Below are 18,984 nucleotides of genomic sequence, written 5' to 3'. Positions count from 1 at the left end.
TGAAAAGGGGAAGAAAGACATTTGAAAAATAGATTTTATATAACTATAACTGACTTCAGAGGGGTAAAATGCTATTCTTTTGATAAAATAATAAAAAAATATCTTTTTGTAGTTGGAAGCCTTTTCTTTACAGGACTTGTTTTACTGATAATAATGATCTTCGTCTTGAAAGAGAAAGTAGATGAGTACAGCTACTTTAAACTTGAAAATGAAAAACTTTATACTCAAATAGAGGAAAATAGACAAAATTTAGAAGAAAAAAATCTTGAGCTTGAAAATATAAGTGAAAAAATAAGTGAAATAGAAAGGCTTATGGGAGAGGATACTGCGGTTAATTCAGTAAATCTTAACGATATAGAGAGACTTGATTTGACAAAGCTTAATATAATAGATAAAAAATATCTTCTTCAAATGATACCAAATGGGAATCCAATATCGCCATTTAAAGGCTATTCAAGTGGATTTGGAGGAAGATTCCATCCTGTACTGGAGCAGAGAAAATTCCATTATGGACTGGACTTTGTAGCTAAGATAGGAACAGATATTCTTGCACCTGGAGATGGAATAGTGGAATATGCAGGATTTAATGCTGGAGGATTTGGAAACCTTATCATATTATCACATAATTTTGGATTTAAAACATATTTCGCTCATTTGAACGAAATAGATGTAAAAGTAGGAGATTTTATAACTAAGGGAACAGTAATTGGTAAATCTGGTAACACAGGAAGATCAAGCGGTCCTCATCTCCACTATGAGATACATTATCTTGGAAAAAGAATGGATCCAAAGAATTTTGCAAAATGGAGTCTAGAGAATTACGACTATATATTTAAAAACGAAAAGGGGGTAAAATGGCAATCTTTACTAGAAATGACAAAGTTGCAGACACAGATTATTCAACAAAAGAACTAACTAAAGTATCTCAGGGGACTTCATTCACAGGGGATGTAGTAAGTGAGTGTAATCTGGTTATCGATGGGGAAATCAATGGAAATATACTTTCAAGAGCATCAGTTACCATTGGACCTAAAGGTAAGGTAGAAGGTAAAATAGCAGCTTCTAAAATTGTTATAAGTGGATTTTTTAAAGGGGAATTAGAAGGTGATACTGTTGAACTTTCATCTACAAGTAATGTTATTGGAGATATTGTCAGTGACAAACTTGTAATAGAAGATGGAGGAAATTTTGAAGGGTACAGCAAAAAAAAGAAATCTAATGAATATTTGAGTATGAAGGAAGATGAAGAAAAAACAAATTCATATGATGATAGTGATGTAGACGAATAAACAAATGTGAACAGGTGGTATTCGTGCCGCCTGTTTTTTGTGGAATAAAAAAAGAGTGACAATGCCACTCTCATAAAATCTAACGAAGAAGAAGATTTAATCCACTGATTATACTTACAATAACAATAAATTTTTCAAAAACATTCTGATTCATTTTTCCAACTATGTATCTTCCAACGAATACACCAACAAAGACAGTGGGTATAGAACATACTCCTCTTGAAAGAGTAAATAAATTAATATTTTTTAAGAAAAAGAAATAGAGGACAAGTTTCGAAAAATTAACTATGAAGTAGAACCAAGTTCTTGTACCATAAAATTTATCTTTATCTAAGTTGATATTTAAAAGATATATGCTCATTAAAGGTCCTGAAACATTTCCTATAAAAGATGAAAATCCACCAAGAAACCCAAAGACATAACTTAATTTTGAAAAATTAACATTGAGGCTTTTTAAAAGAGTAAGAATACCTATTGCTAAAATAATAGCTCCCATACTTTTCTTGAAAACTTCATCAGATATATTGTTACCAAAAACCACAGCAACAATTATTCCAAATATTGTCATAGGAAGTATTTTTTTTAGTATTTTTAAATCAAGTTCTTTTCTGTATAAGTAGAGCATAGTCAGATCAGAGATAACCACAGGTATGATTATAATACCAGCAGAAGTTTTACCTCCATAGAGTGAAGCAAGCAGAGGAGAAAAGACTAAAGCAGTTGGGATACCAAGTTTACTAAAACCAGCCCCAAGTCCAAGAATAATCATTCCAAAAATCTCAATAGGTGTCATAAAAAGGCCTCCAAATATTTCAATATGCAATATTAATAAAAATATGGTATAATTTTAAGGAGATAAATAATGTAATTATACATACTTTATAAATATTCTAGCACAAAAAAATTTAAAAAGATACAAAGAAGATTAAGTATTATAGAAACAATAGTATTCAAATAATAAAATTAGGAGAGATATTATGAGTGTTTTTTTAAAAATTATTTTACTCGTTATTTTAATATTGATGAGTATTTTTTTATCTATGAGTGAGATATCCCTTGCTTCAGCAAGAAAGATGAAACTACAGATAATGATAGAAGAAGGAGACGAAAATGCAGAAAAAGTACTGAAGGTACAGGAAACTTCAGGGAACTTTTTTACAGCTATTCAAATAGGTATAAATGCGATTGCAATATTAGGTGGTATAATTGGAGACAATATAGCTGGGCCATGGGTGACCTCTTTTATAGGAAAATGGATACCGGGGCTTGCTGATAAAGCTCCAGCAATAGGAAGTGTAATATCATTCCTTATTATAACAGGGATGTTTATTGAATTTGCAGATTTGATACCTAAAAGACTGGCAATGGTGGCACCAGAAACTATAGCAGTACATATAATAAAACCAATGATGATTCTGATATGTATATTGAGACCATTGATATTCATATTCAATGGGACAGCAACATTTGTTTTTAAATTATTCAAAGTGCCATTGACAAGAAATGATATAATAACCTATGATGATATATTTGCTGTGGTAGATGCTGGAGCAGAGGCTGGAGTAGTTCAAAGAAAAGAGCATCATCTGATAGAAAATATATTTGAACTGGATACAAGATGGGTTTCTTCTATAATGACTACAAGAGATGAAATAGTATACCTTACTTTAGAAGAGGGAGAAGAGAGCATAAAAGAAAAGATAGCCAACTATCCTCATTCTAAGTTTTTAGTATGCCAAAATGAGATAGATACAGTTCTAGGGTATGTAGACTCTAAAGATATTCTTCCTAGAATATTGAAAGGTGAAATGAGTGGACTTCATGATATACAGGAGATATGTAATCCAAGTCTTCTAATAATTCCAAATACATTGACGTTATCAGAAGCTTTGGATAGATTTAATGAGGCAAGGGATGACTTTGCTATAATATTAAATGAGTATGGACATGTAGTAGGACTTGTAACATTAAACGACGTTGTAAATACCCTTATGGGAGATATAGTTTATCAGGATCAGGATGAACAGCAGATAATATCAAGAGGTGAAGGATCATGGCTTATGGACGGGGTCACACCTATTGAAGATGTAAAAAAAGTATTGGATATAGAGAAATTCCCAGAAGAAGATACATATGAAACAATAGCTGGATTTATGATGTATATGCTGAAAAGTATTCCTAAAAAAGCTGCTATGGTAGACTTTGAAAATTATACATTTGAAGTAGTAGATGTAGATAACTTTAAAGTTGATCAGTTATTGGTAACTAAAAAAGAAGAAAATGAAGAAGCAGAAGATATAGGAAATATAAATCTTGAATAGAGAAACAGCTGAAAAAATTATATAATTTAAAAATAATAAAAAACTTAAAAAAAGAATAAAATTAAGAAAATCCTCAGTAGAAACTTGCTGAGGATTTTTGTATTTAAGGGATACCTCAAGTGTTCGCATTTATACACTTTTGCGAATAGCATATAGTTTATTAAATTTTAAGAGCGTTATAAAAAACTAAAAACTTGACAATTTTTCATTTTAAGAGTAATATTGCTTATAATAGAATAGTTTAAAAAACAAGGTTCAAAGAATGGAATAATTATTATAAAGAGTTAAGTGTTCGCAAAAGTGTATAAAAGAGAACTTTTTTACACATTTGGTATATAAGGAAAAAATCTTTATAATTTAATTAAATATATTTTTCTTGGGGAGGAATAATGATAGAAAAAATAATGAGAGCAGTAAAAAGCAGCAACAAAAAAAGAGGAAGAAATATAACAATAGGAGACCAACTATGAAAAGTCAAGATAAAAATAAATAAATTTCATCTTAATATTTCTGCATTACAAAATTAGAGTTTGAAAACTCTTTAAAATATTTTTAATCTAAGAATGTTAGAGTTGAAATTCTTGATAGATTAAATTTTTCTTAAATAAAGCATAAATCACTCTCACCAATTTGTGCGCAACATGCCCTAAAGCATTGTAATGAGATTTTCCCTGTGCTCTTTTAATTAAATAATAGTCTTTAAATATTTTGCTGTTTCTTACTAAATTCCAAGCAGTGTAAATTAAAGCATAGCGCAAATATGGAGACCCTTTTTTAGACATCCTACATGAAGAAGCATTGAAATTTCCTGACTGCCTTATCTTAGGATCAAGTCCTGCATATGCAAGTAATTTAGATGGGGAATCAAAATTAGAAATATCATTAATTTCTCCAATTATGCTGGCAGCTGCAACATTACTAATTCCTGGAATAGAAAGAATTGGTGATCCATTATCAAGAGAAGCTTCAATTTCTTCTTCTATTGATTTAATTTGCTTATCTAACAGCTCAATTAATTCAATTAATTGAGGGATATGTATAGATATAGATGTATCCTTGACACCTACAGAAGATTTAGCATGACTTTTTAAAAGTAAAGCATTTGCCATGTCATAATGGCCTTTAGAAGCTTTGCTTAAAATAGAAAATAATGATTTTTCTCTTAAAGCAGCTATTTTTTCTGTAGAAGGATATTTCTTAAGAAGGGCATAAAGAGCCTTAGTATGGATACCAGCTTTAAAAACATATTGTAGTTCAGGAAAAATAATATCTAGTAAAGAAACAAGCTGAATTTTACTTCTAGATCTTTGTTTAACTAGACTTTTTCTAAAACGAGTAAGTTTTTTTAGCGCAAAATTAGAAACATTGTTTTGAGAAACAAATTTGAAATTATCAAAAAGTAAAGCTTTAGCAACAGTAATAGAGTCTAAATGATCATTTTTAGTATCTCTAATATTAGCTTTACGTAAATGTGAAGTTTGTAAAGGGTTGATTACAGCAATTTTAAATCCTTTTTGAAAGAAAAAATTAATAAAATTTTCTCCATAATGGGCAGTTGATTCTAAACCAATAATAATGTCTTTAATTGGAAAATCTACAATTTTTTCATAAAGGGAGAGGAATCCAGGCATATTATTCTGGAATTTAAAATTAGAAAAAATAAGTTCCCCAGAATCAGAATCAACAAGAGAAGCCACATGATTTAATTTAGCGATATCAATACCTAACAATAACATAAACATCACATCCTTTAAAAGAGATAAGAAACTGCGCATCCACAAAGTTTTAATCAACACATCCTTGCAAACATAAAAAATCAAAAGAATTTTAACCAACTATAAGTGTTTGAGAAAAAACAGTGGCAATAATCTCCTAGTAAAAGTATTCAAAAGAATCTTTAGGCAAAAGTAAAAAGTCCACAGTTTCAATAATTAATTATATACCAAAATGAATTAAAGAAGGAGGATGTATGATAAATAATTTACTACGCTTTTATCATACAAGCAGTAGTGGGAATGCTTCTCTCTTGTAGTGCTGTAATAAAGGCAGATGATTATTTGTGGATAAAAGGTGGTAGCGGAACAATAGAATTTAGTAAGGATGATGGAACAAAATGGGAAGATGGAAATCCATATACTGAAAACAGTTGGAAAGATAATACTTATATAAATAATATGGTTTTATCTGGAAATCAAAATGGGAAAAATGTATATGGAAATATTATTGGCTATGGATTGAGATTAAGTGGAAATTTAAAAGAAGTAGAATTTATAAATAATGGTTTAATTTTTGGAGCAGAAAGTTTTGGTAGTCTTGGAATCTATAATGAGAATGGAAGTATAGGTAGTATAAAAAATAATGGAGCTATATCCAGTAGGTATGGAATTTATAATTTGAGTAAAGATTCAGGTTCAGGTGTTATAGAAAATTTGATAAATAGCGGAACTATATCTGGCAATAATTTTGGGATTTATAATTCTAGTACTGACTCAGATTCAAAAAGTATTATAGGAAGTCTAATAAATATAGGAATTATATCTGGTACTTCTGAATCTGGAATTTGTAATTCTAGTTTCTACTCAGGATCAGGTAGTATAGAGAGTTTAATAAATACAGGAATTATATCTAGTGGTAAATCTGGAATTTGGAATTATAGTACTGACTCAGGTTCAAGCAGTAATATAGGAAGCCTATTAAATATAGGAAGTATATCTGGTGATATTTCTGGAATTTCTAATGAAAGTTTAGGTTCGGGTATTATAGAAAATCTCCAAAATGCTGGGGTTATATCTAGTGGTATTTCTGGAATTTCTAATGAAAGTTTAGGTTCAAGTATTATAGAAAATCTTCAAAATGCTGGGGTTATATCTAGTGGTATTTCTGGAATTTGGAATTATAGTACTAGTTCAGGTTCAAGCAGTAATATAGGAAGCCTATTAAATATAGGAAGTATATCTGGTGATATTTCTGGAATTTCTAATGAAAGTTTAGGTTTGGGTATTATAGAAAATCTCCAAAATGCTGGGGTTATATCTAGTGGTATTTCTGGAATTTGGAATTATAGTACTAGTTCAGGTTCAAGCAGTAATATAGGAAGTCTCCAAAATGTAGGAGTTATCTATGGGGAAATAAATGCTATACATAATAGTGGGGGAACAATAAATAATGCGTATAACTATGGACTTCTTGTGAGTAGTAGTGATTTTGTAGTACAAAATGATAGAGGTACAGTTGATTTTATAAAAAGTTATGGACTTGCTTTTAAAGTTGATGGAGATAAATATATTTTAGAAGAAAAGTATTCAGGAAAATTTGGAGAAATTTATGGTAATACAGATGTTGTAATTGGCTATGAAAAAGATGAAGGAAAATTTAATTTTAATAAGCCAATAACTGATAAATATACAATAATCAATGCTAAAGCGAAAACAAAAGATTCTGATGATAATGTAATAGGAACTGAAAGTTTAACATTGGAAAATGGAAAGTTAAAATATTATGATTCTGATGAAGCTTCTGGTGGAAAAGATAAAGAAGAAATTATTGACTCAACTAAAAAATATATTCTAAATGGAATAACAGATACTCTTAAAGTTTCTGGATGGTATAACGAATTAAATAACAGCATAGTTAATGCTTATAAGACAGCAGTTGTAATGGATAATAATTCAATACTTACTTTGGACAATACAATAGTAAATGGAGGATTAGATGGAACTTCTCCAGTTGTTTCTATGACAGGAAATAATAATCTCATTCTTAAAAATACTACAGTAAATGCTACAAAATCATCAGCTATTTCTATGACAGGAACAGACAGTATTCTTTCCATTGAAGAAAAAAGTATAATTAATGGAAAGATAGAATTAGCAGGAGCAAATAATATAATTACTATTAAAGAAAGTATAATCAATGGAGATATATTAGCAACAGCAGGTAATAATACTCTAAATCTAATAGGAAACAGAGATGAAAAAAGAGTTGTTCTATATAATAATACTATGAATATTTTTAATGAAATAAGCGGCTTTGCAAATCTTAATATTGTAAATAATGTTGCTTTCTATGAAAATGCAAAAATAACAAATGTGGGAAAGATAAATATACAGAAAGATGGAATACTAGTTTTAAGAATAGACTCAACTGTTAAAGATTCTAGCAATGGAAAAATAAAAGGTCATGCACTATATGAAAATACAGGGACAATAAAGTCAATAGATTGTGGTAAGCTTCTTCTTGCTCTAAATGGAGCAGGAAAAGAAAATATAATCAGTTTTAATACTACTACTTTAGGAGAGGGATTAAATAATGATACTATTGGTACAACATCAAAACTTCATACTGTGGATAGAATATCTGATAATGAGATAATGATATCATCTATTTTGGATTTACCAGACTATTTAAAATATCCTCAATTAAATAAAATATATCATGGAATTCTTTCTGTTGAAGATTTAATAGGAAACTTCAATGTAGATGATGATGAAAAACTATCAACTTTCTTAGGATACCTAAATGACATCTATGCAGGAAATCCATACTCATATTCTAATGAGCTTTCAAGAAAGTCAGCAGGAATGTTTAGAGATATAGTTACTGATAATATATTTAAAGCTGATGCAGGAAAATGGATGATATATGGTGGGCTTACTCATGTAGATGGTGGAACTAAAGATACATATTATGGAAAAGGATACTATACTTATGACATAGGAAGTTCAGACATGGATGCAGATACTAAGATAACTGGTGCATATATGTTAGGAGAATATGGAATATCAGATACACTAACTTCAGGAGTAGTAATTGGAGGAAACAAACTAAAATCTGACTTGTCTAATGGATCGAAAGTAGATGGAAGCGCATTGTATCTTGGAGCATATGCTAAAAAGTATATTGGAAATCTAAAAGTAACAGCAGGAGCAGGATTCCAGTATGGAGATTATGATGCAGATAGAATAGCAGTAAACAAAGTAGCTTCAAGTACAGCAGAACCAGTGATGCAATATTCAGATAATTACAATGATATGACATATGATATTTATTTGAATGGAAGATATTCACATCAAGTTGGAGAGAACTTATTCCTAGAACCTTATGGAACATTGTCATATACATACATAGACCAAGATGGAGCTAATGAAGGAAGCAAAGCTTTAGCAATAGAAACTGATTCTAAATCATTTGACTACACAGTAGGGAAAATAGGAGTAGACCTTAAAAAAGTAATACCTCATGAAAAAGGAACAAGTACTTTAACAGCAGGAGTAAGCTATACTAAAATATTAGATGGAGCAGAGGAAGAATATATCACAGGAAGATTCAAAGGTGGAAGTGACTTTGATATCTTAGTAGCTCACAAAAATGAACATAGTATTGGATTGAATGCTAAATATGCACTTGAATTAGAAAATGGAGTGCTATTTGATATAAAAGGAACTTATTCTGTAGAGAGAGATTCGCACAATGGTTCTGGAAAGAACAAGACAAAAGGTGAATGGATAGCAGGAGCAGGAATGGGGTATAAGTTTTAAAGTGAAATAAGAAATACTAACAACCTATGAATAATTAATTGAAAGACAGAGAAATATTTCTCTGTTTTTTAATAAAATATTAAAAAAATTTTTAATATTTAAATATAAAAATAATAGATGAAATAAATAGTATTTAGCCGATAAAAACAGAATATTTTGATTGCTTTTAAGAAAAGATTGACATATAATTAATTGTATAGTTTAGAAAGAGACTATATAATTTTTTAGAGTAGAGCAAGTTGGAGGAATAAAAATGTTGTTTTGGGGAAAAAAGAAAAAAATGCTTCCAGATATTATAGTGGGATTTGTCCTCTTGGAAGGTTTTGATTACAACTTCAATAAATTAAAATTGAATTTGAAGAATGAATGGGGGATAGAAATAAAAGATTCAGCAGAAGAGGATACTATAGCTTTTAATGTAGATGATATGCTTATAGCTTGCAGTTTTGTACCAGGGCCGATTCCTGATCATGAAGTGGAAAGTCATTACAAGGATAACTGGATGTGGGAGGACGCAGAGGCAAAAGTATCAAAACATAGATCTCATGTGATAATTTCCATACTCAATGGAAAGGATAATATAGAAAGACATAAAATATTTACTAAAATAGCAAGCAGTATATTAGTAGAAGATGAGGCTATTGCTGTATATATGAGTCCTATGATTATTGAAAAAGAAACTTATAGATGTTTAGCCAAAGAATTAAAACTGGGAAAACTTCCTGTGCTTTTATGGGTGTATATAGGAATAGCCAGTGATAAAAATGGTATATCAGCTTACACTTTAGGACTTAATCATTTTAAGAAGAAAGAGGTGGAAATATTGAATTCTCTCAGAGAATGTGAAGAAATATTTGAATTTCTTTTGAGAATAGTTGGTGAGATAATAAAAAATGATATCAATGTTGAAAAGGGAAGTTTCTATAAAATAGGAAAAAATGGATTTTCTTTTAAGGTATCTTCTGGGATATTTGTAAGCGGAAAATCTTTAAAAATAACATATTAGTATAAGCAAACTGGTCGGGAATGTGAGGTCAGTTTTTTTATTGGCAAATTAAAAAGAGATATTCAGGAGTCTAAGCCAAATATCTCTTCTCTATTTTTAAACACACAGAAAGTTTAAATTGTAATTAAAGTTTAAATATATGTAAAGTTGTCTTTACCTAGTCTTTATCATTTGCATATTGAACTTTTTTAGCCTGCATATCTTCAGGTTTATGTTGAGCAGCAAATTTAGCATGATCAATATAGATATTTTGAATATCAGGATTTTGTCCTAAACCTTCTAATATGATTTTAGAAACTGTGAATCCAGCTTCTTTAAGGTCATTGTTCCAGTCTTCAGCTATATCATTATTAGCATGATCTCCAGCAACAAACATAAATGGCATTAAGATAACCTCTTTAACACCTTTAGATTTTAATTTAGCAACTACATTATCGAATGCAGGGTATCCTTCTACTGTACCTACAGCATAAGTGTCCATTCCTTCAGCAGTAAATACATAGTCCATCATAGCATATGCAGAACCACCAAAGTGATGAGTTCCATGTCCTACTAAAACTACACCTTGGTTAGCTTTTAGAGGTCCAATTTTTTTAGCAATAGCTTTTGCTACTTTTTCATAATCTTCATGGTCAGTTAATAGTGGATTTCCCATTCTTATATCTTTAAAATCTTTTTCATATTTTTTTAATTCTTCAGCTAGGTTGTTAGATTCTACACCATTCATAATGTTAGTACCTTGTACTAAAAGATGAGTATACCCTTTAGCTTTCAGATCGTTGATAACTTCAGTAGGATTTTGTTTTTCAATTCCTTTAGCTTTTAGTCTTCTCATAATTATTCTTGAAGTGTAAGCTTCTTTTACATCAGCATTTTTGAATTCATCTTTAGCTTTTTTGTTGATGGCATCAATAGTTAAAGCTCTTGTGTCATCATAAGTAGTTCCAAAGTGAACCATAAGTACAGCTGCTTTGTCACCCTTCTGCATTCCTTTGAAAAAATTGTTATCCACGTATCCTCCTTCTGAATGTGCAAATGCAACAGTTCCTCCAGCTAGAAGCATAGCTCCAGCCAATAAATTTCTCATTTTTCCCATGATCATCCTCCTAATAAATTTGCAGGGATTTTTTTAATAAAAAAAATCTCCTGTTGATAGGAGATACATGCCTTGATTAAATAAAAATAACAAAGGTCAATATCTCTCGTCCACGCAATGATATTACACAGCAATACATCTGAGGCAGGTCTCCTGGCTTAGCTTCATCCTACTAGATACCCTTCCCAGATTAAAAATAATCCAGTGGTTATATCTTTCGTCAGCATCACAGTGGCGGGACCGCGGAGGGATTAAACCTCACTTCCCAATTATTCTAAAATATAGAACCTCAAATTCAATTATTCTGTTCAGTATGAATATACTATGTTTTCTTTCAAATGTCAATACCCAAAATTAAAAATACACTTTAGAATTTTTGGGTGAAAGGATATTTATATAATTCTTCATTGACAAAGAAGCTGTTAAGTAATAAAATTAAAGTATTAAAATATATTGTATATGATGTTTATTCTAAGTTTTTTTAATTAAAAGGGAATTGAGTGAAAATCTCAAACGGTCCGGCCGCTGTAATTTAGCAAATAGCTTCCAAATACCATTGGATATATCCGAGAAGGAGGGAGCTGTGTTCGAGCTATAAGTCAGAAGACCTGCTTAGAAAGATTATTGTACAAGCTTCCGAGGAAAGTTATGCTACATAGAAATTTAAAGAGCTTTTGATGTAGCCTGGTATTTCTTTGTGCTGGGTTTTTTTATTGGATAAAATTATATAACAGGAGAAAATAATGAAAAAAGTATATATTATTCTAACTGCTGTATTCCTACTTGTAATAGGAAATATATCTTTTGGAAAAGAGAAATTTTCTATACATCAGGGAGAAGAGGACTTGCAGCTGGATTATTTTCCAAAGGCTGTAGTTACAGATTCGGCTATAATATCAAGATTTCTGGCAGCTCTGGATATTGATCTGGTAGGAGTGGCAAGTTCTACAACAAAGATACCTGAAAAATATGATGAGGTGCCAAGAATAGGGAGATCTGGAATACCTGATCTGGAAAGAGTAAAAGCTCTGAGAACAGATCTTGTAATCTCTACTATTTATTCTAAACCAGCATTAAAGCCTAAATATGACAATCTCAATATACCTAGTTTTTATATGAAAGTAGATACATATGATGAATCTATGAAGGCTATTGAGATATTGGGAAAAGCTTTTCATAAGGACAAGGAAGCTAAGGCTATACTTGATGATGTGAAAAGGAGAGAAAAAATACTGGCTGAAAAATTAAAGGGAAAAGAAAAGAAGAGAGTAGCCATCCTTTATGGAAATGGAGAGAGTTTTTTTATGACTGGAAAAAACCATTTTCTGCAAGGGCTTATGGACAAGATAGGATGTGAAAATGTAGTAACTTCTATTGATAACAGTGTACTTTTGAAAAGATCAGTACCATTCAGCATGGAACAGCTCATTAAAGCTAATCCTGATGTAATATTGAGACTTCCTACAAGTCAGACTAAAAATGGAGAGGGATTTGAAGAGATATTTTCAAGCAACCCTGTATGGAAGCTCACAAAGGCATATAAAAATAATAAAATACTGGATATCGATCCTACATTGTTCAGAATGAGTGCCGGGGTAAATTCGATAGACGCATTGGAGGAATTATACAGATATGTTTATGAATAAAGATAAGAGAGGGAGGAAGATAATTCTTATCTTTACTGCTCTGGTTATTCTAGGTTTTTCAATAATATTTTCAGTGAGATTTGGGAGTGTAAATTATACTTCTGGAGAGATACTGAAATCTCTTTTTATAAAAAGTTATGACGATGAGATATTAAAAGCTATTTTATGGGATATAAGAATACCACGTATATTGATTGCTGTAATGGTAGGGTGTAATCTGTCATTGGCTGGAGTGCTGTTACAAGCTGTAATGAAAAATCCTCTGGCTGATCCGGGTCTTACAGGGGTGTCTTCAGGAGCTAGCGTCACTGCTCTGATTATTATGATACTTTATCCTAAAGCTATATTTTTTATGAATTTCTCTGCATTTGTAGGGGGAGCAATAGCCTGTGCCATTGTATTTATGCTGGCATGGAAAAAAGGGCTGAAGCCTATCAGGGTAATTCTGTCGGGGGTAGCTATAAATGCTATACTTGGAAGTATTACAGGATTGATGTTTATATTATTCAGTGATGAGATACAGGGAGTATTGTCATGGCTAAATGGAAGTCTCAATGGGAAAAACTGGAGACATGTAACAGGACTGCTTCCATATACTGCTGTGGGAATTTTAGCCTGTTTTACTATGATAAGAGATGCAAATATTCTTCAATTAGGAGATAATTTTGCTGTGAATCTGGGAGTAGATATTCCTAGAAAAAGATTAAAACTTTGTGCTCTTGCCTGTTTTCTAACAGGAATATCAGTAGCAAATGTAGGACTGATAGGCTTTGTAGGACTGATAGTTCCTCACATAGCCAGATTGATTATAGGTTCAGATCACACATATCTGATACCATTTGCTGGACTTCTTGGTGCTGTAGTGCTGGTAATAGCTGACACAATATCAAGAACTATGTTTTCACCTATTGAGATACCTGCTGGTATAGTAATGGCTGTAATTGGTGTGCCGTTCTTCCTGTACCTGCTGAGAAAGGTAGGTGACTAGAATGGAAACTATAAAAGGACATAATATAGAACTGGCTTATGGAGAAAAGGTCATCATTCACGATTTGAATATTGAGATAACTAAGGGAGAGGTAGTTTCTATAATAGGGACTAACGGCTGTGGAAAATCAACTCTTTTGAAAGCTATATCAAGAGTACTCCCATGTAAAAATGGAAACATATATTTAGATGGAGAAGAGATCAGTAATATAAAAAACAAAGAATTTGCAAAGAAGCTTGCATTTGTATCACAAAACAATGAGATTCCTGATGATATAACTGTATATGATTTTATCATGTATGGAAGAGTTCCTCATAAAAAATGGTATGAAGTATATAATCAGGAAGATAAAGATATTGTAGATTGGGCTATTACAATGTGCAAACTGGATAAATTCAGAGAGAGAAAAGTAATGAGTCTGTCAGGTGGAGAGAGGCAGAAAGTATGGATAGCAATGGTACTTGCTCAAAAGACAGGAATACTTCTTCTGGATGAACCTACTACATATCTGGATATATGTCATCAGTTTGAGATAATGGAGCTGGTGAGAGAATTGAATCAGAATCTGGGAATAACTATAATAATGGTGCTTCACGATTTGAATCAGGCTGCTCAATACAGCAACAGAATAATTGTGCTTAAAGATGGTAAAAAATATAAAGAGGGAAAATCATTGGAAGTTCTTACACCACAGCTCATAAGAGAGGTGTACAGAGTGGAATCTTCAATTGAAATAGAAGATGGAGTTCCATACTTTAGATTAAAAGGGATAGTTAAATAAAAAATAATTTTGAAATAAAAAAGTTTTCAGAGAGCTGATGAAAAAATAAACTTATGGTAGGGAATAGCTTTTAAAATATAAATTATAAAAAATAAAATTTTGAAAAGTATAATTTTCAAGAAGTATAGCTGTTTAATAATTTATATATCAGTTTTTATGAAAATGATTGACAAAGTACAAGATAAATCATATCATATAAGTATAGTGTTAGGTGCCGTAAGGCTTAAAAGAGGAAGATGGGTGAAAAACCCACACAGCCCCCGCTACTGTAAAGTGGATGAAACCTATAACCACTGGATCACTGATCTGGGAAGGTAGGGAGTAGGATGAAACTGAGTCAGGAGACTTACCTAAAAACTAGTTTTTTACTTTTTCGGTGGGAAAAAGGGAGGATAAGAAGTTAAATATTTATTTAAATAATATGATATTTAAGATTCTCTGATAAAAACAAAATGGGGGCTTGGGCACTTGTTTTTTATCAGAGATTTTTTAATGTAGTCAATTAATTTAAAATACAGATCAGGAGGAAAAATGTACACTTATTTTGTAGAAGGTGGAATAATGATGTGGCTTTTAGCTGCATTGTCTATAGTAGGATTGGGAACAATACTGGAGAGAACTGCTTATTTCATGAAAAATGAACAGGGAATAACAACAGAATTTAAAGAGGAAATAGTAAACTTAGTGAGAGCAGAAAAAGAAAACGAAGCAATAGCATTGTGTGATAAAACAAATAATTCAGTGTCAAGAACAGTAAAGAGCATACTTTTAGCATATAGAAATGAAAATGATCTATATGAAAGCAAAGAGAAGCTTATGAAAGAAAAAGCTTTGGAACAGATAGAAAACCTTGAAAGAAGATTGTCTATATTGGGAATAGTGGCATATATCTCTCCAATGGCTGGACTTCTTGGAACTGTACTTGGAATGATAAAATCATTTAAAGCCATAGCATTACAAGGGGCAGGAGATCCAAATGTAGTAGCCAATGGGATATCAGAAGCACTTCTTACAACAGCAGCAGGATTATTTATAGCAATACCAGCAATAATAGCTTATCAGACATTCAGCAGAAAAGCTGACAAGATAATGCTTGAGATAGAGAAAACGTCTACTGCCCTTATCAATATCAAAAAGGCTAGAAAGAAGGAAGAGATATGAGAGAACTAAGAAGAAGGAAGGGGATAATCAATCCTGATCTGACACCATTGATAGATGTGGTATTTCAGCTGTTGATATTTTTTATGCTGGTAACTACATTCAGCCAGTACAATAAATTTGATATGAATCTCCCAAAATCTTCTGTAGAGGAAATAAATACAACAGAAGAGGGAGCTGAACTGATAATAGATAAAGATGGAAAGTATTTCTTTAAAAATGGTGAGGATTCTGTAGAGATAGAAAATACAAAACTGGAAGAAACTGTAAGTGAACTGATGAAAGGAAGAAAGGAACAAACCCTTATTGTCAGTGCTGATAAAGATTTAAGATATGAAACTGTAATTGAAACTATGGGAAGGCTGAAGAATATAGGACTGGAAAAATTAGAAATAAACAGTATAAAGTAAAAGTAGGTGATGAAATTGAAATTCTATGTAATCTCTTTTTTATGTCATCTGCTGTTGATTTTTGCTGTATATACCAAGCCTGTAAAAGATATAAAGCTGGATAGCAAGAATGTTCTCGTATATCTCAGCGAGCTGAAAGTAGAGAATAATACCCCTGCTCCAGCACCTTTGCAGTCTCTTGCACAGCCAGAGCCTAAGAAAGAGGGAAAACCAAAGGAAGAAAAGAAAGTTGAAAAGAAGACAGAGAAAAAAGTAGTAAAAAAAGTTGTTAAAAAAGAAGTTAAAAAGAAAGAGGAACCAATAAAAGAAGAAAGTAAGGAAACTGCAAAAGAGGAGACAACTTCTGGAAATTCAATACCATATAATCCTTTGGCTGGACTGGTAAAAGATGGAACTGGTACCTATATAGGAGATCAGAAAAGCGGAGAAGGCATCAGGTACAGAATCAAAAGAGAGGTTGAACCAGAATACCCTATTATTGCTAAAAGAGCTAACTACAGAAATGAGGTAGTTATAAAAACAAAATTCCTCATTGGGCTCAATGGAAAAGTGGAGGAAATAATATTTCTGGACAATTTTACTTCTTACGGCTTTAGAAAAGAGGTAGAGAAGGCTCTTAAAAAATGGGAGTTCGATCCAATTATTTATCATGGTGAAAAAATAAAACTCTATTTCTATAAAGATTTCAGATTTAATGTAAAGTAAATATTTAAAATAATACCTAGAAAAAATAAAGTGTATAAAGATTAATTTAAATAAATGTTTTTTAGCTGTATAAAATTAAAAGGAGTGATAATTATGAGAATCAATTCAGAGACTACACATTCTATAATCCCAGCATTATTAATAAATAAAGCTGTAGAAGAAGCGAAGAATCATGATATACCTTGTAACGTAGCAGAGATGGAAATATTTACAGTGATGGATACTGTCAACCTTTATTTTTTCAAAGATGAGAATGCTGTATATAAAATGACAGTAGACTGTATCAATAGTGGAGAGGAATATGTAAGAAAGTATATGGACCTTATAAAAACTTCTTTTGCTAAAGCATTAAATGATTTTGGAAATATATCTAAAGTGGAAATAGTAAGAGGGGCAAATTCTTAATAAAAATATAAAACAAACAAAAGAATAAAATAAAAATATCAAATGGTTCTAGTTTTGCTAGATTAAAAGGGAATTGAGTGAAAATCTCAAACGGTCCCGCCACTGTAATGAGGATGAAAGCAGATTGCCACTGAGACATAGAATATGTCTTGGGAAGGTATGTGAGTAAAGTGATTCTAAGTCAGGAGACCTGCCTTTGATAATAAAGATCAACTTGCGAGGACGAGTGTGAATTTAGAGATCATATTTTGTTATTTATTTTTTGATACAAAATATTTAATCCCGAAATTTACATAATCGTAAGTTTTGGGATTTTTTTATTTATGTCATGAAATGGAGGGATAAAAATGAATATAAGAGAAGTACCATTTTTTAATAAAATTTCTGTAAATGGAATAGTATTTATAATAGGAGAAGATAAACCTTTTACTGGAAAATTAGTATGCAGATATCCAAGTGATATTTTAAAGGAAGAGGAAACATATCAAAATGGAATCAAAGATGGAGTAAGTAAAAAATTCTATCAAAATGGAATATTAAAAGAGATGGCAGAATACAAAGAAGGAAAATTAAATGGTGATTTCTCACAGTTTTATCTCAATGGAAATATAGAAGAATATATATCTTTTAAGGATGATCAAATGGATGGGGAATGGGTAAAATATTATGAAAACGGCAGTATTAAAATGAGGGCATTTTTTAAAAACGGGAAACTTAATGGGCAAAAATTGACTTATTATCCTAATGGAGAAATACAGGAAAGCAGTATGTATAGAAAAAATATACTTCACGGAAGAAATATACTCTATTATCAAAATGGAAAGATAGAGGTAGTGAGAAATTTTGTTAATGCTAAATTAGAGGGAGCAGTTACATACTATTTTGAAAATGGAGATATAGAGATAAAAGAAGAGTACAAAAAACATATAAAAAATGGAAGATATATAAGATATTATGAGAATGGTGTGATTAATGCAATAGGCTATTTTAAAAATGATATGCTGGATGGAAACTGGAGTATGTTTTATGAAAATGGAAAACTTCTGGGAACAGCATCATTTATGGAAGGGAAAATTGTAGGAGAAGCATCATAAAATTATTGGGAATAAAATATATTTTTCAGCAATAACTTTATATTAATTTTATGTTTATTATAAATATTTAAGGAGGAGGAAAGAGATGAATAGAGATTTAAAAAAAGGATTTGATATTGGAGAACTGGCAAAAGTAATTGAAAATGGAGAGCATTTTAAAAATGTAGAAAGAAAAGTGGAGTTTATTTATTCTGGAAAAGAACTTCCAGTGATTCAAAAAACAGTGTCATATATTATTACTGATAAATTTATTGAAGCAAATATGGAAAAATTATTAAAATTTAACATTATAAAAGGAGACCAACTATGAAAAGTAGAAAAGAAGATTTAACTAATTTAAATATTTTGGAAGAATTGAATAGAAAAGTTCAAATTGAGAAAAAGGATGAAAAAGAGGAATTTCACGAAATAACTAATCTGAATATTTTAGAAAAACTCAATAGAAATACAGAAATTGAAAAAGATAAGAAAAAGTAAAATTTACAACAATTTTTAAATTATAAAACAAAGATGAATTTTTAAAAATACTGGGAATCAAGCATGAAATA

18 protein-coding genes and 4 riboswitches are annotated in these 18,984 nt (G+C 30.9%); of the genes, 15 read left to right on the top strand and 3 right to left on the bottom strand.

Annotation, left to right across the window (positions count from 1 at the left end; genetic code table 11):
• The first annotated feature begins 21 nt into the window (after nucleotides 1-21).
• Both C4N20_RS16025 and C4N20_RS16020 read left to right on the top strand, forming a co-directional pair.
• Nucleotides 22-915: a M23 family metallopeptidase gene (locus C4N20_RS16025; protein ID WP_005980169.1), complete on the top strand. Its 894-nt coding sequence runs from the start codon at nucleotides 22-24 to the stop codon at nucleotides 913-915.
• Nucleotides 855-1,289, top strand: a complete 435-nt coding sequence (locus C4N20_RS16020) for a bactofilin family protein (protein WP_005980168.1) — start codon at nucleotides 855-857, stop codon at nucleotides 1,287-1,289. The genes C4N20_RS16025 and C4N20_RS16020 overlap by 61 nt, the downstream gene beginning before the upstream one ends.
• A 79-nt stretch (nucleotides 1,290-1,368) precedes the next feature.
• On the opposite strand, the gene C4N20_RS16015 is transcribed toward C4N20_RS16020, so the two are convergent.
• Nucleotides 1,369-2,082, bottom strand: coding sequence for a sulfite exporter TauE/SafE family protein (locus C4N20_RS16015; RefSeq protein WP_005980166.1), 714 nt, complete (start codon nucleotides 2,080-2,082; stop codon nucleotides 1,369-1,371).
• 184 nt (nucleotides 2,083-2,266) lie between these two features.
• Here C4N20_RS16015 and paeA point away from each other — a divergent pair, with 184 nt between their 5' ends.
• Nucleotides 2,267-3,610: a polyamine export protein PaeA gene (paeA, locus tag C4N20_RS16010; RefSeq protein WP_005980163.1), complete on the top strand. Its 1,344-nt coding sequence runs from the start codon at nucleotides 2,267-2,269 to the stop codon at nucleotides 3,608-3,610.
• A gap of 566 nt (nucleotides 3,611-4,176) precedes the next feature.
• Here the strand turns inward: paeA and C4N20_RS16005 are convergent.
• The gene (locus tag C4N20_RS16005) at nucleotides 4,177-5,346 is read right to left on the bottom strand and encodes an IS110 family RNA-guided transposase (RefSeq protein ID WP_005976615.1); all 1,170 of its coding nucleotides are present in this window, start codon (nucleotides 5,344-5,346) and stop codon (nucleotides 4,177-4,179) included.
• A 321-nt stretch (nucleotides 5,347-5,667) separates the two neighbouring features.
• Here C4N20_RS16005 and C4N20_RS16000 point away from each other — a divergent pair, with 321 nt between their 5' ends.
• Together C4N20_RS16000 and C4N20_RS15995 are read left to right on the top strand one after the other, a co-directional pair.
• Nucleotides 5,668-9,147, top strand: a complete 3,480-nt coding sequence (locus tag C4N20_RS16000) for an autotransporter outer membrane beta-barrel domain-containing protein (protein ID WP_231940470.1) — start codon at nucleotides 5,668-5,670, stop codon at nucleotides 9,145-9,147.
• 253 nt (nucleotides 9,148-9,400) lie between these two features.
• Nucleotides 9,401-10,153 carry a DUF4261 domain-containing protein gene (locus tag C4N20_RS15995; RefSeq protein ID WP_005980157.1) on the top strand — a complete coding sequence of 251 codons (753 nt, stop codon included), beginning with the start codon at nucleotides 9,401-9,403 and terminating at the stop codon, nucleotides 10,151-10,153.
• A gap of 157 nt (nucleotides 10,154-10,310) precedes the next feature.
• On the opposite strand, the gene C4N20_RS15990 is transcribed toward C4N20_RS15995, so the two are convergent.
• Nucleotides 10,311-11,249: a sirohydrochlorin cobaltochelatase gene (locus C4N20_RS15990; protein WP_005980154.1), complete on the bottom strand. Its 939-nt coding sequence runs from the start codon at nucleotides 11,247-11,249 to the stop codon at nucleotides 10,311-10,313.
• A gap of 126 nt (nucleotides 11,250-11,375) precedes the next feature.
• Nucleotides 11,376-11,556, bottom strand: a riboswitch (cobalamin riboswitch).
• Nucleotides 11,557-11,705: 149 nt separating this feature from the next.
• A riboswitch (cobalamin riboswitch) is annotated at nucleotides 11,706-11,879 on the top strand.
• 113 nt (nucleotides 11,880-11,992) lie between these two features.
• On the opposite strand from C4N20_RS15990, the gene C4N20_RS15985 reads away from it, so the two are divergent.
• From C4N20_RS15985 to C4N20_RS16580, 10 genes are all read left to right on the top strand, one after another.
• Nucleotides 11,993-12,895, top strand: coding sequence for an ABC transporter substrate-binding protein (locus C4N20_RS15985; protein ID WP_005980151.1), 903 nt, complete (start codon nucleotides 11,993-11,995; stop codon nucleotides 12,893-12,895).
• A complete protein-coding gene (locus C4N20_RS15980; RefSeq protein WP_005980150.1) occupies nucleotides 12,882-13,883 on the top strand; it encodes a FecCD family ABC transporter permease in 1,002 nt (333 codons plus the stop codon). The genes C4N20_RS15985 and C4N20_RS15980 overlap by 14 nt, the downstream gene beginning before the upstream one ends.
• A 1-nt stretch (nucleotide 13,884) precedes the next feature.
• On the top strand, nucleotides 13,885-14,664 hold the full coding sequence (locus C4N20_RS15975) for an ABC transporter ATP-binding protein (RefSeq protein ID WP_005980149.1): 780 nt from the start codon (nucleotides 13,885-13,887) through the stop codon (nucleotides 14,662-14,664).
• A 192-nt stretch (nucleotides 14,665-14,856) separates the two neighbouring features.
• Nucleotides 14,857-15,032, top strand: a riboswitch (cobalamin riboswitch).
• A 163-nt stretch (nucleotides 15,033-15,195) separates the two neighbouring features.
• On the top strand, nucleotides 15,196-15,825 hold the full coding sequence (locus tag C4N20_RS15970; RefSeq protein WP_005980148.1) for a MotA/TolQ/ExbB proton channel family protein: 630 nt from the start codon (nucleotides 15,196-15,198) through the stop codon (nucleotides 15,823-15,825).
• Nucleotides 15,822-16,232, top strand: coding sequence for an ExbD/TolR family protein (locus tag C4N20_RS15965; protein WP_005980146.1), 411 nt, complete (start codon nucleotides 15,822-15,824; stop codon nucleotides 16,230-16,232). Before C4N20_RS15970 ends, C4N20_RS15965 begins: the two co-directional genes overlap by 4 nt.
• Before the next feature lie 15 nt (nucleotides 16,233-16,247).
• Nucleotides 16,248-16,937, top strand: coding sequence for an energy transducer TonB (locus C4N20_RS15960; RefSeq protein ID WP_005980144.1), 690 nt, complete (start codon nucleotides 16,248-16,250; stop codon nucleotides 16,935-16,937).
• A gap of 93 nt (nucleotides 16,938-17,030) precedes the next feature.
• Nucleotides 17,031-17,342: a hypothetical protein gene (locus C4N20_RS15955; RefSeq protein WP_005980141.1), complete on the top strand. Its 312-nt coding sequence runs from the start codon at nucleotides 17,031-17,033 to the stop codon at nucleotides 17,340-17,342.
• 25 nt (nucleotides 17,343-17,367) lie between these two features.
• Nucleotides 17,368-17,554, top strand: a riboswitch (cobalamin riboswitch).
• A 135-nt stretch (nucleotides 17,555-17,689) separates the two neighbouring features.
• Nucleotides 17,690-18,436 (top strand): toxin-antitoxin system YwqK family antitoxin, encoded by a 747-nt coding sequence (locus C4N20_RS15950; RefSeq protein WP_005980140.1) that lies wholly within the window; start codon nucleotides 17,690-17,692, stop codon nucleotides 18,434-18,436.
• An 85-nt stretch (nucleotides 18,437-18,521) separates the two neighbouring features.
• The gene (locus tag C4N20_RS15945; protein WP_005980138.1) at nucleotides 18,522-18,746 is read left to right on the top strand and encodes a hypothetical protein; all 225 of its coding nucleotides are present in this window, start codon (nucleotides 18,522-18,524) and stop codon (nucleotides 18,744-18,746) included.
• Nucleotides 18,743-18,913: a hypothetical protein gene (locus tag C4N20_RS16580; protein WP_005980136.1), complete on the top strand. Its 171-nt coding sequence runs from the start codon at nucleotides 18,743-18,745 to the stop codon at nucleotides 18,911-18,913. The genes C4N20_RS15945 and C4N20_RS16580 overlap by 4 nt, the downstream gene beginning before the upstream one ends.
• Nucleotides 18,914-18,984: the final 71 nt, after the last annotated feature.

Origin of the sequence: Fusobacterium ulcerans, from assembly GCF_003019675.1 — a bacterium.
GTDB classification, from domain to species: Bacteria; Fusobacteriota; Fusobacteriia; order Fusobacteriales; family Fusobacteriaceae; genus Fusobacterium_A; species Fusobacterium_A ulcerans.
This window is presented reverse-complemented; position numbering and strand designations above follow the sequence as displayed.

Excerpts from the sequence above, each read along its gene's own strand:
- C4N20_RS16020 (WP_005980168.1), top strand. The coding sequence starts at position 855 with ATGGCAATCTTTACTAGAAATGACAAAGTTGCAGACACAGATTATTCA.
- C4N20_RS16015 (WP_005980166.1), bottom strand. The coding sequence starts at position 2,082 with ATGACACCTATTGAGATTTTTGGAATGATTATTCTTGGACTTGGGGCT.
- paeA (WP_005980163.1), top strand. The coding sequence starts at position 2,267 with ATGAGTGTTTTTTTAAAAATTATTTTACTCGTTATTTTAATATTGATG.
- C4N20_RS16005 (WP_005976615.1), bottom strand. The coding sequence starts at position 5,346 with ATGTTATTGTTAGGTATTGATATCGCTAAATTAAATCATGTGGCTTCT.
- C4N20_RS15995 (WP_005980157.1), top strand. The coding sequence starts at position 9,401 with ATGTTGTTTTGGGGAAAAAAGAAAAAAATGCTTCCAGATATTATAGTG.
- C4N20_RS15990 (WP_005980154.1), bottom strand. The coding sequence starts at position 11,249 with ATGGGAAAAATGAGAAATTTATTGGCTGGAGCTATGCTTCTAGCTGGA.
- C4N20_RS15985 (WP_005980151.1), top strand. The coding sequence starts at position 11,993 with ATGAAAAAAGTATATATTATTCTAACTGCTGTATTCCTACTTGTAATA.
- C4N20_RS15980 (WP_005980150.1), top strand. The coding sequence starts at position 12,882 with ATGTTTATGAATAAAGATAAGAGAGGGAGGAAGATAATTCTTATCTTT.
- C4N20_RS15975 (WP_005980149.1), top strand. The coding sequence starts at position 13,885 with ATGGAAACTATAAAAGGACATAATATAGAACTGGCTTATGGAGAAAAG.
- C4N20_RS15970 (WP_005980148.1), top strand. The coding sequence starts at position 15,196 with ATGTACACTTATTTTGTAGAAGGTGGAATAATGATGTGGCTTTTAGCT.
- C4N20_RS15965 (WP_005980146.1), top strand. The coding sequence starts at position 15,822 with ATGAGAGAACTAAGAAGAAGGAAGGGGATAATCAATCCTGATCTGACA.
- C4N20_RS15955 (WP_005980141.1), top strand. The coding sequence starts at position 17,031 with ATGAGAATCAATTCAGAGACTACACATTCTATAATCCCAGCATTATTA.
- C4N20_RS15950 (WP_005980140.1), top strand. The coding sequence starts at position 17,690 with ATGAATATAAGAGAAGTACCATTTTTTAATAAAATTTCTGTAAATGGA.
- C4N20_RS15945 (WP_005980138.1), top strand. The coding sequence starts at position 18,522 with ATGAATAGAGATTTAAAAAAAGGATTTGATATTGGAGAACTGGCAAAA.
- C4N20_RS16580 (WP_005980136.1), top strand. The coding sequence starts at position 18,743 with ATGAAAAGTAGAAAAGAAGATTTAACTAATTTAAATATTTTGGAAGAA.